This window comes from Brachybacterium paraconglomeratum (genome assembly GCF_039541415.1).
GTDB lineage: Bacteria > Actinomycetota > Actinomycetes > Actinomycetales > Dermabacteraceae > Brachybacterium > Brachybacterium paraconglomeratum_A.
In genome coordinates, this window is sequence record NZ_BAABGE010000004.1 from 451,091 (window position 1) to 463,641 (window position 12,551).

General features: G+C 72.0%; 12 protein-coding genes and 1 riboswitch. Of the genes, 8 read left to right on the forward strand and 4 right to left on the reverse strand.

Annotated features, from left to right (window positions below; all coding sequences use genetic code 11):
• Positions 1-20: 20 nt before the first annotated feature.
• From ABD893_RS06580 to ABD893_RS06600, 5 genes are all read left to right on the forward strand, one after another.
• On the forward strand, positions 21-746 hold the full coding sequence (locus ABD893_RS06580; protein WP_345077139.1) for an MBL fold metallo-hydrolase: 726 nt from the start codon (positions 21-23) through the stop codon (positions 744-746).
• 7 nt (positions 747-753) lie between these two features.
• On the forward strand, positions 754-1,320 hold the full coding sequence (locus ABD893_RS06585) for a protein-L-isoaspartate O-methyltransferase family protein (RefSeq protein WP_345077142.1): 567 nt from the start codon (positions 754-756) through the stop codon (positions 1,318-1,320).
• Positions 1,296-1,404, forward strand: a riboswitch (TPP riboswitch). Its footprint overlaps the gene before it by 25 nt.
• 37 nt (positions 1,405-1,441) lie before the next feature.
• A complete protein-coding gene (locus ABD893_RS06590; RefSeq protein ID WP_345077145.1) occupies positions 1,442-2,131 on the forward strand; it encodes a YkoF family thiamine/hydroxymethylpyrimidine-binding protein in 690 nt (229 codons plus the stop codon).
• A complete protein-coding gene (locus tag ABD893_RS06595) occupies positions 2,128-2,823 on the forward strand; it encodes an ECF transporter S component (RefSeq protein ID WP_345077148.1) in 696 nt (231 codons plus the stop codon). Before ABD893_RS06590 ends, ABD893_RS06595 begins: the two co-directional genes overlap by 4 nt.
• Complete coding sequence (locus ABD893_RS06600) at positions 2,813-5,281, forward strand: ATP-binding cassette domain-containing protein (protein WP_345077151.1); 2,469 nt, start codon at positions 2,813-2,815, stop codon at positions 5,279-5,281. The genes ABD893_RS06595 and ABD893_RS06600 overlap by 11 nt, the downstream gene beginning before the upstream one ends.
• An 83-nt stretch (positions 5,282-5,364) precedes the next feature.
• Here the strand turns inward: ABD893_RS06600 and ABD893_RS06605 are convergent, their stop codons facing one another.
• Both ABD893_RS06605 and purD read right to left on the reverse strand, forming a co-directional pair.
• A complete protein-coding gene (locus ABD893_RS06605) occupies positions 5,365-6,279 on the reverse strand; it encodes a phosphoribosylaminoimidazolesuccinocarboxamide synthase (RefSeq protein WP_345077153.1) in 915 nt (304 codons plus the stop codon).
• Positions 6,276-7,667: a phosphoribosylamine--glycine ligase gene (purD, locus tag ABD893_RS06610; protein ID WP_345077156.1), complete on the reverse strand. Its 1,392-nt coding sequence runs from the start codon at positions 7,665-7,667 to the stop codon at positions 6,276-6,278. The genes ABD893_RS06605 and purD overlap by 4 nt, the downstream gene beginning before the upstream one ends.
• A gap of 154 nt (positions 7,668-7,821) precedes the next feature.
• On the opposite strand from purD, the gene truA reads away from it, so the two are divergent.
• The 3 genes from truA (at position 7,822) to rpsI (ending at position 10,111) form a co-directional block, all read left to right on the forward strand.
• The gene (gene truA / locus ABD893_RS06615; RefSeq protein WP_345077159.1) at positions 7,822-8,850 is read left to right on the forward strand and encodes a tRNA pseudouridine(38-40) synthase TruA; all 1,029 of its coding nucleotides are present in this window, start codon (positions 7,822-7,824) and stop codon (positions 8,848-8,850) included.
• A 257-nt stretch (positions 8,851-9,107) separates the two neighbouring features.
• Positions 9,108-9,551 (forward strand): 50S ribosomal protein L13, encoded by a 444-nt coding sequence (gene rplM / locus ABD893_RS06620; protein WP_345077162.1) that lies wholly within the window; start codon positions 9,108-9,110, stop codon positions 9,549-9,551.
• Positions 9,552-9,601: 50 nt separating this feature from the next.
• A complete protein-coding gene (rpsI, locus tag ABD893_RS06625) occupies positions 9,602-10,111 on the forward strand; it encodes a 30S ribosomal protein S9 (RefSeq protein WP_345077165.1) in 510 nt (169 codons plus the stop codon).
• Between the two features lie 222 nt (positions 10,112-10,333).
• On the opposite strand, the gene ABD893_RS06630 is transcribed toward rpsI, so the two are convergent.
• Together ABD893_RS06630 and ABD893_RS06635 are read right to left on the reverse strand one after the other, a co-directional pair.
• A complete protein-coding gene (locus ABD893_RS06630; RefSeq protein ID WP_345077169.1) occupies positions 10,334-11,284 on the reverse strand; it encodes an RNA polymerase sigma-70 factor in 951 nt (316 codons plus the stop codon).
• 22 nt (positions 11,285-11,306) lie between these two features.
• A complete protein-coding gene (locus ABD893_RS06635; protein WP_345077172.1) occupies positions 11,307-12,539 on the reverse strand; it encodes an NAD(P)/FAD-dependent oxidoreductase in 1,233 nt (410 codons plus the stop codon).
• Positions 12,540-12,551: the final 12 nt, after the last annotated feature.

Genomic DNA, 12,551 nt, shown 5'->3' on the forward strand with positions numbered 1-12,551 from the left:
CCCATTCCCAGGAGGAACCGATGAAGATCCGCCACCTCGTCCACTCGTGCTTGCTGGTGGAGACCGGCGGGCGTCGACTGCTGATCGATCCCGGCGGCTTCAGCGGCGAGGCCGTGCGCGGCCTCGGCGCCGCGGTGCTGACAGGGATCGACGCCGTGCTCCTGACCCATCAGCACCCCGATCACGTGGACCGCACCCTGCTGGACGAGGTGCTTCGCCTGGCGACCACCGCCGAGGTGATCGCGGAGCCCGAGACCGCGCAGCAGCTACGGGAGGCGGTCGACGGCGCCGCTGCGGTGCGCCCCGAGCAGCTGCGTCCGCTCGCCGCCGGGGACGCGCACGTGCTTGCCGCGGTCCCGGGCCACGGCTCGTTGCGGATCGAGGCTGTCGGCGGCCGGCACGCGATCATCCACCCGGACATTCCGCGGGTCGGCAATTCGGGTCTCGTGATCTCCGCGGGGGACGGCCCCCGGCTCGGCGTGACCGGAGATTCCCTCGAGCCGCTGCCGGAGTTCCACGGCATCGACGTGCTCGCCTTCGCCGTCGTCGCCCCCTGGTCGAAAGTGTCCGAGACCGTCGACTTCCTCCGCGCCGTCGGCCCGACGCTGGCCCTGCCCGTGCATGAGGCGATTGCGAGCGACGTGGGCCGACCGATCTATCTGCGCCAGGCCACTGCCCTCGCTCCCGAGGGCACGGAGGTGCGTGACTGGCCGGTCGACGGGGTCATCGAGCTCCCCGGGAGCTGATCGCGCCATGAGCGCCGAAAGGAACAGGAACCGGTCCGAGGACCGGCGGGACCCCGCGGACCGAGCAGGGACCGGCGACGGTGCCTCCCGCGCGATGCATGCGGTGCCCCGGGAGCACTTCCTGCCCCCGGAGCTGCGGGACCGTGCCGGCGTGGATTCCCCGCTGCCGATCGGAGTGGGCCAGACCAACTCCCAACCCAGCACGGTGCTGGACATGCTCCGCCTGCTCGATGTGCGTGAGGGGCAGCACGTGCTCGACGTCGGTGCCGGTTCCGGCTGGACCACGGCGCTGCTCGCCCACCTCGTCGGACCCTCCGGGAGCGTGGTGGGTGTGGAGCGGCAGGTGAGCCTGCTGGCACCTGCCCGTGCCGCGCTCGCCGGGACCGTCGGCCGCGAGGACGGCCGCGCGGAGATCCGCGAAGCCCTCCCCGGGGTGCTGGGGGCGCCGGCGGACGGACCTTTCGACCGGATCCTGGTCTCCGCCGCCGCCCGGTCCAGCCACTGGTTCGTGGACCGCCGCGCTCCAGGGACGCCGGATCGGGGTACGGTGCTTCCGTGCACGGGAGTCCGGTAGGCCGGGCTGAGAGGGAGTTCTCGAACTCCGACCGTAGAACCTGATCCGGATCATGCCGGCGCAGGAAGCTCCGCCAGGCGATCGTCGCTGCGCGCCCGTGCCCTCGTGAAAGGCACGGATCGTGAGCATCACTCCCGTCGGCACCCCCGCCACCCTCCCGGGCACCGCCCCGGATCCCACCGAGACCCCGCTCGGCTTCGGCGTCGGCGCCAGGGTCACCGCAGCCGTCATGACCGATGACTACGCCCGAGTGCTCGTCGGCATCCTGTCCCGGCTCGACCTCACCGGCCTGGTGCGCGAGACGGGGGACGTCTCCACCTATCTCGGCGGCCACGAAGCCCACCTGCAGCGGTATCTCATCGACCTCGCAGACGACCTCGCCCGCACCGAGCACCACGCCACCCTCTCCGTGACCCTCTCGCGCGGCTGCCCGGGAGAGGTGACCTGCGAGCTTCCCGGTGGCGCCGGCCCGCGCGACGTCGGGATCACCGAGCCCCGTCGCACCGGCCGTTTCGCTTCCGCGGAGTGGGCGCTGTACCCGCTGGCGGACCAGGTCGCCGCCGACGGCACCGCGCCGGACCACATGCGCGACATCTACGCCGCGATCGACCGCGCCCGGGAGCTGGGCACCTTCCGCGGCTCCGAGCATTTCGTCACCCGCCTCGAGGGCGACATCGGCGAGGTGATCGCGACTGCCGTCGCCGGCTGGTTGCAGGTGGGTCGCAGCGTGCAGCACGTCACCAGCCATCTCACCCTCTCCCTGAACAGCCCCTCCCACGAGGTGCGCGAGCTCGGCGAGGAGACGCGATGACCCGCGCACAGACTCCGGCAGAGACCCCCTCCCGGGCTCCCGTCCAGACTCCCTCGCAGGCCTCTGATCTGGCCGCTCGTGCCGCCCGGCGTCCGAGGCTCTCCCTGCGCGAGATCGTGCTGGTGGTGGTGCTCGGTGTCGTGTTCGGCTTCCTGTACTGGGTGTTCGTCCAGGCCTGGAACGGGCTCGCGATCGCGATGGGCCCCGCCGGGGACCTCGCCCAGCACGTCCTGTTCGGCTCCTGGCTATTGGTGGGACCGGTGGCGCTGGCGATCCTGCGCCGCCCTGGCGTGGGCATCCTCGCCGAGATGCTCGCCGCGATCATCGAGGTCGTCTTCCTCGGCAGCCCCGTCGGCCCGATGCTGGTGCTCGCCGCCGCGCTGCAGGGCATCGGCAGCGAGCTGCCCTTCGCCCTGACCCGCTACCGCCGGTTCGGCTGGGGAGTGTTCGCCGCCTCGGGCGCCTTCGGTGCGGGCCTGGTGTTCTTCTGGACCGCCTACCGGATGGGCTGGTACGGCCAGGACCTGCTCACGCTGCGCCTCGGAGTGCAGGTGCTCTCCGGGATCGTGCTCGGCGGGCTGGCCGCGAAGGTGATCGTCCGCGCCCTGTCCCGCACCGGCGTGCTCGCGAACTTCGCGATCGGCGCGGCGGAGGACGGCGGAGAAGGGATCCCGGAGCGTCGTGTCCGCTGACACCGAGACCGTCCCGCTGCACGGTGGCGACGGGGTGCGGCAGGGAGCCGACGCGTCGCTGTCCCGGGAGATCGTCGTGGAGGCCACCGATCTCGAGGTGGTGCTGCCCTCCGGGGACGGCGTCGGCCCCTGGACCGGGAGCATCCGGGCGGGAGAGCAGGTGCTGCTGCTGGGGCCCAGCGGCAGCGGCAAGTCCACCCTGCTGCGCGCGCTCGCCGGCGCGATCCCCGCCCACCAGCGGGGTCGCGTCACCGGGACGCTGCAGGTCGGCGGCATCGACCCGGTCGCCGGCGGGGTCCTCGCCACCTCGGCGGCGGTCGGCTTCCTCGGCCAGGACCCGGTGGACGGAGTCTGCCTCCCCGAGGTCGCCGACGACATCGCGCTCCCGCTCGAGAGCCGCTGCACGCCGCCCGCCCAGATCGGCGAACGGGTGCTTCGGGCCCTTGCGGACGCCGGTATCGGCGACCTGGGGGACCGCAGCGCCGCGACGCTGTCCGGTGGGCAACTGCAGCGCGCAGGGCTGGCGTCGGCGCTGGTCGCCCGGCCCCGGCTGCTGCTGCTGGACGAACCCACCGCGATGCTGGATGCCGACGGGGTGGCCCGGGTGCGCGCGGGAGTCGAGCGCGCCGCGAGCACCGGCGAGGTCGCGATCGTGCTCGTCGAGCACCGCCTCGATGACTGGGCGGGGGAGCGCGGCACGGCGGGTCTGCCACCGCGCACCATCGCGCTGGACGCCTCGGGCCGGGTGCTCGCCGATGGGCCGACAGGCGCCGTGCTCGAACGCCACGGCTCTGCCCTGCGGGAGGCGGGCTGCTGGCTGCCACGGGAGCTCGACGAGCGGCTCGGCAGCGGCGGCGGGGTGGTGGATCGGGGCGGGGTCGCCGCCGCGTCGAGGGCTCCAGTGACGGCCGCTGCAACGACGTCTGCGGCGCCAGAACCGATGCTCACGGTGAGGCACGCGGACCTCGGTCATGACGGCCGGCCGGTGCTCACCGGGATCGACCTTGCGGTGCATGCCGGGCAGCTGCTCGCGGTCGTCGGCCGCAACGGCGCCGGGAAATCCACTCTGCTGGGCGCCCTCTCCCGGCTGGACGCCCCGCTCGCAGGCGAGATCCAGGGCGCCGCGGCGGGACTCGCCTTCCAGCGCCCCGAGGCGCAGTTCGTGGCCGACACCGTCCAGGGCGAGCTCGCCGCCTCCGGCGCGGACCATGATCAGGTCACCGCGATGCTCACCCGGCTGGACCTCCTGGACAAGCGGGATGCGAGCCCCTTCACCCTCTCCGGCGGACAGCAGCGTCGCCTCTCGCTCGGAGCGACGCTGCTGACCCAGCGGCCCGTGCTGCTGGCCGACGAACCCGGCTACGGCCTGGACCGGGCCGCTCAGAGCACCGTCCTCGCCCTGCTGCGCGAGGCGGCCGACGCCGGGTGCGGGGTGGTCATGACCACCCATGACCTGCGCACGGTCGAGCTGGCTGACGCGGTGGCTGTGATCGCTGACGGCCACCTGCTGGGACCGATGCCCGTGCCGGAGCTGCTGCATGACCGGGCGCTGCTGGCACGGGCGGGGCTGCTCGAGGCGACGCAGGGCGCGGCGATGGAGACGGCGACGGAGACCTCGTCCGCAGCGGGGCGGAAGATCCCGACTGCACCCGAGCCCCAGCCCGAGGCCGAGCCTGCGTCGGCTCCTGCGGACGATGGTCGCCCTGCCAGAGAACCCCGCACTCACGGCCGGCTCTCACGGCGCAACCCCACGGTGCTGCTGGGGCTGCTGACGGCACTGAGCATCGTGTGCATCGCCCTCACCGACCCGCTGCCGCTGGTGCTGCTGTACGTCCTGCTCGGAGTCGGGGCGATGTGGGGCTGCCGGCTCGGCCCGCTCCGGCTGCTGCGCGCCCAGCTGCCCTTCGCGGTGTTCGCGAGCGGGGTGTTCATGGTCAACGTGCTGAGCCGTCCCGGGCATGAACCCTGGCCCGATCTGCCGCTCCGGATCACCGAGGAGGGGATCGTGCTGGGCGCGGCACTGGCCCTGCGCGCACTCGTGATCGGACTCGGCGCGCTGACCGTCGCCCGCGCCACCGATCCCCGGCGCACCATGGTGAGCCTGCAGCAGCACGCCCGCCTGCCCGCCCGGTACACCTACGCCCTGCTCGCCGGACGCAGGCTCCTCGATGACCTGCCGCGACGCTGGGAGACCATCACCCGCGCCCACCGGGTACGGCTGCCGCTGACCGCAGCTGGGACGGTGGCGCGCCTGCGCGCCCGGCACCTCCTGCGCTGCGCCTTCTCGCTGCTGGTCGACACGGTGCGCAGCGCGGATCGGATCTCCTTCGCCCTCGAATCGCGGGGACTCGGGGAGGGGGAGCGGACCCTCTGGCGACCGGTCCCGCTCACCCGCGCAGATGCGCTGCTGGCGCTCGGCGTCGCGCTGGCGGTCACCGTCGTGCTGGGACTCTCCTGAACCCCTACCCACGAGATGTGCCCCGGGGCGGCAGCCGCTGTCTCGGGGCACATCAGGTGAGGTCGGGGACCGCGTGAGTACGCTCAGAAGCTCTTCCCGGTGAGGCGTTCATAGGCTTCGACGTACCGGGTGCGGGTCTGCTCGACCACGTCGGCGGGCAGTGCGGGCGGGGGAAGGGTCGAGCCCTTGGACCAGCCGGAGGCAGGAGAGGTCAGCCAGTCCCGCACGAACTGCTTGTCCAGGCTGGGAGGCGTGCGGCCCGGGGAGTAGGTATCCGCGGACCAAAACCGGCTGGAGTCGGGGGTGAGCACCTCGTCGCCCAGCATCAGCGTGCCGTCGACCCGGGAATGCCCGAACTCGAGCTTCGTGTCCGCCAGGATGAGGCCCTGCTCGGCAGCGATTCGGCGGGCGCGCTCGAACACGGCGAGCGTGAGCGACTCGAGCTCGGTGGTGAGCTCATCGCCCAGCCGCTCCCGCGCCTGGGCGACGGTGATGTTCTCGTCGTGCTCGCCGGCCTCCGCCTTGGTGGAGGGGGTGAAGATCGCCGGCTCCAGGCGGGATGCCTCGACCAGCCCGGCCGGCAGCACATGGCCGCCCACCGAACCGCCGGCCCGGTAATCGGCCAGGCCCGAGCCGGTGAGATGCCCGCGAGCAATGCACTCCAGCGCCACCATGTCCAGGCCCCGGCAGCGCACCGCGCGACCGGAGACTGCTTCGGGCACGTCGATCCCAGAGAGCACGTGATGGGGGACGATGTCCGCCAGCTGCTCGAACCAGAACAGGCTGATGCCGGTCAGCAGCCGGCCCTTGTCAGGGATGCCCGGCTGCAGGGAGTGGTCGTAGGCGCTGATGCGGTCGGTGGCGACCACCAGCACCTCTTCGGCAACCGACGGGTCCTGGCCCTCCGGTACGTACAGCTCTCGGACCTTGCCCGAGATCACGTGGTCCCAGCCCGGCAGGTGGGGCGCCTCGATCAGTGGAGCGGCGTCGGCGCTCATGCGCGATCCTCCGTCTCGGTCTCGGTCTCGGTCTCGGTCTCGGTCTCGGTCTCGGTCTCGGTGTCGGTGTCAGGGGCAGTGACTGGGCCGGTGCCCGGGCCGGTCCCGAGGCTGCTGGCTCTGGCGTCGGCAGCGGCGCGGCGCGCGATGTCGGTGCGGTGGTGGCTGCCCTCCAGGCCGATCGCCTCGGCGCCGGCCAGCGCGAGCGCACGCGCCGCCTCGAGGTCCTCGCCGGTGGCGACCACCGAGAGCACTCGGCCGCCAGCGCTGACCAGCGTGTCCCCCTCGAGACCGGTGCCGGCGTGGATGACATGGGTGCCGAGCGCCTCTGCGGCCTCGATCCCGGAGATCGGGTCTCCGGTGCGCACCGTCGCCGGATAGCCGGCGCTCGCGAGCACCACGGTCACGGCGCTGTCCTGGCTCCAGGTCAGCTCCGTGTCCTCGGCCAGCTCGCCGCGGGCGGCGGCAAGCAGCAGCGGGGCCAGCGGCGAGGTGAGCCGCTCGAGCACCACCTGGGTCTCCGGATCGCCGAAGCGGGCGTTGAACTCGATCACCCGCAGTCCGCGCGAGGTCAGTGCGAGCCCGCAGTACAGGACCCCCACGAAGGGGATGCCGCGGGCGGCGAGCTCGGCGATCGTCGGCCGTGCGACGGTGCGCAGAACGTCCTGGACCAGGCCCTCCGGCGCCCAGGGCAGAGGCGAGTAGGCGCCCATCCCGCCCGTGTTCGGGCCTTCATCGTCGTCCAGTGCGCGCTTGAAGTCCTGGGCGGGAGCCAGCGGCACCACCCGGGTGCCATCGCTCACGCAGAACAGGGACACCTCGGGGCCGTCGAGGAACTCCTCGAGCACCACCGAGCCACCCGCTGCCAGCACTGCTTCAGCGTGGGCGATCGCAGCTCGGTGGTCCTCGGTGACCACCACTCCCTTGCCGGCCGCGAGGCCGTCGGCCTTTACCACGAAAGGCACATCGCGCAGCGGGTTGACCCGGTCCAGCCCGGCCTCCAGCTGAGAGAGGTCGGTGACGGTCACGGACGCGGAGGTCGGCACGCCGGCCGCGGCCATGATCTCCTTCGCCCAGGACTTGGAGCCCTCGAGATGGGCGGCGGCGGCGGACGGCCCGAAGACGGCGAATCCGGCCGCCTGCAGGCGATCTGCGGCGCCGGCGACCAGAGGTGCCTCGGGGCCGATCACCACCAGGTCGGGCTGGAGCTCCTCGGCGAGGCTGACCTGGGCGTCGAGGTCGGTCACCGAGACGTCGTGACAGGTGGCGAGCTGCGCGATCCCGGGGTTGCCGGGAGCGGCGTGCAGCTCGGGGGTGGGGGTATCTGAGGCGAGCCGACGGAGGATCGCGTGTTCGCGGCCGCCGCTGCCGATGATGAGGATCTTCACGCGGGCAGGGTACCCAGAGTCGGTCGGCCGTCGGAGAAGTGCCCGCAGAGCGGCCCTCGCGCTCATCCTGCGGTGCCGGCGCCCGGTACTGAACAGGCCCTGCCGCTGGGCGGGGACGATGCCGCACCCGAGCTGCGCCATTACGATCGAGACCATGCCCGCCGAGCTCCAGCATTCCGATCCCGCCGCGACCGACGCCAGCGCGCCGACCCGCGCCCGCGCCCTCACCAGGCTGCGACTGGACCTCTCCTATGACGGCACCGACTTCCACGGGTGGGCCACCCAGCCCGGCCAGCGCACCGTCCAGGGGGAGCTCGAACGGGCTCTCAGCCAGATCGCCCGGGTTCCGGCCCGGGTGACCGTCGCCGGGCGCACCGACACCGGAGTCCATGCCCGGGGGCAGGTCTGCCACCTCGAACTGCCCGACGACGTGCTCGCCACCCTGCCTGGCCGGTCGACCCGCAGCCCCGCCGAGGCCCTGGTCACCCGGCTCGCAGGCGTGCTGCCGGGGGACATCGTCGTCCATGTCGCACGGGTGGTCACTCGCGACTTCGATGCCCGCTTCGGGGCGCTGTGGCGCCGCTATCGGTACCGCATCTCCGATGGGCCCGCCGCCCATGACCCGCTGCGCAGGGATGTGCTGCGTCATCGCCGTCCCTTGGATGTCGACGCGATGGCGGAAGCGAGTGCCCCGCTGCTCGGCGAGCATGACTTCCTCTCCTTCTGCCGCCCCCGCGAAGGCGCGACCACCATCCGTGAGCTGCGCGAGCTGACCTGGGAGCGGCCCCAGGAGGGCCACGCGGATGCAGGGCTGATCGTCGCGACCGTGGTCGCCGACGCCTTCTGCCACCACATGGTGCGTGCTCTCGTCGGGGCCCTGATCGGGGTGGGGGAGGGCCGCCGAGATCTCCACTGGCCAGCGCAGGTGCTCGCGAAGCGAACCCGCCTCTCTCCCACCCGCGACGGCGCAGGGGCGGCGCCTCTGTGCCCGCCGCAGGGGCTCACCCTGGATCACGTCGCCTACCCGCCGGACGAGGAGCTCGCCGCCTGGGCCGCGCGCACTCGGACCCTGCGCCAGCCGCTGCCGCAGGAGCCGCTGGCAGAGGCGGGCGTGGGGCCCTCTGGAGAGCTCGCCCCGAAGTCGGGCGCAGATCACACCCCTGAGAGGGGTCTTCTGCGTTGACGCTCGGGTGTGGCACCGCGTATTGTTGAGCGCTGTTGTGCCTTGATGTGTGCCCCGCTCCGCAGCCGTTCTCTGATGTCCGGCGCGAAAGGGAATCTCACCCACATCCAGGACCGCCGTCGCGTCGTGAGCGGAGCGGGCCGGGTGCAGCCATAGGGGCCATGCTTTTACCCGAAGGAAGCGTGCCCACGGTCCATCGAACCGTGCCTGGTCGGCGTCTTGCCGCCCGGGCACCACGACGAGAGAAGAAGGCACGAGTGCGTACGTTCACCCCGAAGCCCGGCGATGTCGAGCGTTCCTGGCACGTCATTGACGCAACGGATGTCGTCCTCGGCCGGCTCGCTTCCCAGGTTGCACAGCTCCTGAGGGGAAAGCACAAGCCGGTCTTCGCACCCCATGTGGATGCAGGCGACTTCGTGATCATCATCAACGCTGACAAGGTCGCGCTGACCGGAAACAAGCGGGAGGCCAAGCTGGCCTACCGCCACTCCGGCTACCCCGGCGGCCTCCGCAGCACCCCCTACTCCGAGCTGCTCGAGAAGAATCCTGAGCGCGCAGTGGAGAAGGCCATCCGCGGCATGCTTCCGAAGAACAAGCTTGCTGATCAGCAGATCAAGAAGCTCAAGGTCTACCAGGGCTCCGAGCACCCGCACGCCGCTCAGATGCCCGTCCCCTTCACCATCGATCAGGTGGCGCAGTAAGCGGGTGTCCCGCCACTCCGCCCTGCCGCACGGACGAACCAAGGAGAACCGTGACTGAGTCCACCCCCGATACTACCGAAAACCTCGAGACCGTGACCGACGAGTCCGCACCCTCGAGCTTCACCACCGAGTCGACCGGCGAATCTGCCGTCGGCGCCGGCCAGTCTGCGATCGAGCCGGGCTACGGCACCGGTCGTCGCAAGCGCGCGATCGCTCGCGTGCGCCTGACCCCTGGCTCCGGCCAGTGGATCATCAATGGCCGCACCATTGAGAACTACTTCCCGAACAAGCTCCACCAGCAGGAAGTCAACGACCCGTTCACGGCACTTGACCTCCAGGGACGCTTCGACGTGTGGGTTCGCCTCCACGGCGGCGGCCCGTCCGGACAGGCCGGCGCTGTGCGCCTCGGTGTGTCCCGCGCGCTGAACGAGATCGACGAAGACGCGAACCGCGCGATCCTCAAGAAGGCAGGCTTCCTGCGCCGCGATGCACGTGTCATCGAGCGTAAGAAGGCCGGTCTGAAGAAGGCCCGTAAGGCTCCGCAGTACTCCAAGCGCTGATCGGGCGCGGGGCACTGCTCCGCACCCTTCACGCAGTGCACGCGATGCCCTCGACCTCCGGGTCGGGGGCATCGTTGCGTTCGGGAGTCGTGGCCTGTCGGTGCGGGACGGGCTGGAGCGGTGCCGGGCAGGCTCCCGTCCCGACGTCGCCGGGCAGGCTCCCGTCGTGACGTCGCCGGGCAGGCTCCCAGTGCGGTGTTGCCCGGCACGGGCCGGGGTGGGTCAGCGACGAGCGAGAGCGGTCGTGGTGGTGAGGTGGGAGAGCTTCTCCGGATTCCGCATGTAGTAGATCCCCACGATGCGGCCGTCCTGGACCCGGGCGCTGAAGATGCCATCGAGCTCGCCGTCGAGCGTGATCGAGAGGGCCGGGTGCCCGTTGATCACCGTCGGGTGGGCCGCGAGAACACCCTCGACCTTCCGCAACCCGCCCAGGAACAGCCGGGCGACCTTCTCGGCACCGCGCACCGCATTGGGCACCGCCTGCTTGACGCCGCCGCCGTCGGCCAGCACCACGACGTCCGGGGCCAGCACGTCCATGAGGGCCTGCAGGTCGCCGGTCTCGACGGTGAGCGCGAAGGCCTCCAGGGCACGCCGGGCTTCGGCCGGGTCCGAGTGGTGATGCGGTCGGCGCTCCGTGACGTGCTCGCGGGCCCGGTGCGCGATCTGCCGCACCGCAGCGGGGGAGCGGTCCACGGCCTCGGCGATCTCCGGGTGCGTGAAGCCGAACGTCTCGTGCAGCACGAACACCGCACGTTCGGTGGGGGACAGTGATTCGAGCACCACCATCAGCGCCATCGAGATGCTGTCCGCCAGCACCGCGTCCTCCGCCACATCGGGAGAGGTCAGCAGCGGTTCGGGCAGCCACTGCCCCACGTAGTCCTCCCTGCGACGTTCGAGCGAGCGCAGCCGGTTCAGCGCCTGCCGGGTCGCGATCCGGACCAGGTAGGCACGGGGTTCGCGGACGGAGTCGAGGTCCACGTCCACCCATCGCAGCCAGGTCTCCTGGAGCACGTCCTCGGCGTCGACGGCGGAGCCGAGGATCTCGTAGGCGACGGTGAACAGCAGGTTGCGGTGGGCGACGAAGGCGACGGTCGCGGCGGCAGTCGTGGCATCGGCCGCGGAACCCTTCGCAGGAGAGTCGGTGGGATCGGACCTGTCGGTGGGATCGGACATGGGGGTCTCCAGGGTGGGGTGTTCAGTCTGTCAGGCCGGTGACGTCGCCGACAGGGGATCCTGCCACCGAGCCGGAGGCGGGCGCACCTGGGGCGGCGAGGAGCGCGGCACGGCGCGGGTCCTGCAGCAGCTTCATGGCCGGGATCAGGCCGGGTCGGCGCGCCATGGTGCGCAGACCCACCAGGGTCCCGGCGGTGATGCCCTCCTTGATCAGAGCGCCGGGCCGACCTCCGACGTGAGTGCGGAGCGAGGTGTCGTCGCGCCGCGCCAGCTGCATCACGCCCGCTCGGCGCCCGAGGCTGAGGCACTGTCCCGGCAGCGCGAGGGACCGCCCCCGCGGGGCGTCCCCCGCCACACGGAGCAGCACGGTCTCCGCGGCCAGTGCACCGAGCGGCTGGGCGGAGGCGCAGCACATCCGGTACGGCCGCCCGGAGGGGGCGGCGCAATCTCCGGCGGCGACGATCCTGTCGTCGTCGACACTGGTCAGTGCCTCATCGGTGACCAGACGTCCCGACGCGTCGGTGGTCAGTCCGCTGCGGCGGGCGAGGTCGGGGACGGTGAATCCTGCGGTCCAGACGGTGCGGGCGCTGGATAATTCGCGCCCGTCGGCGAGCTGCACGCGATCGGCCTGGACGGCCACCGCCCGAGCGCCCGGGCCGGAGAGCACCCGGGCGCCCAGTCGCTCGAATTGTCGGGCGATGGTGCGCCGTGTCGAGGGGTGGAGGGATGGTCCGAGCCCGCCGCCGGCGAGCAGGGTGACGGGGTGGCCCTGCTCGGCGAGCTCGGCGGCGACCTCGATCCCGGTCGATCCGGCGCCGACGACGGTGAGCGGTGCCCCGGCAGGCAGTGATTCCAGGCGATGGCGGAGATCGTCGGATTGCTCCAGGGTGCTCAGCGCGATGGCGTGCTCCGCGGCGCCGGGCACCTCCGGGGTCGCGGCATGGCTGCCCACGGCGTACACCAGACGGTCGAAGTGCAGCTCGACCCCCGAGGCGAGCTCGAGGCGGGAGGAGTCGGCAACGATCCTGGTGACGGTGTCCACGATGAGGCGCACGCTCGGTGCGAGCACCTCGCGGTAGGGCACCGTCGCGTCGTAGCTGCCGGTGGCCCGCTGGTGCAGACGGATGCGCTCGACGAACGAGGGACGGGGGTTGACGAGGGTGACGGTCAGGGCGGGGGACGTGCTCAGCCGGTTCGCGGCGACGACACCGGCATAGCCGCCGCCGACGATGACCGCGTCATGGATGCGGGACATGGTGCTCACTCC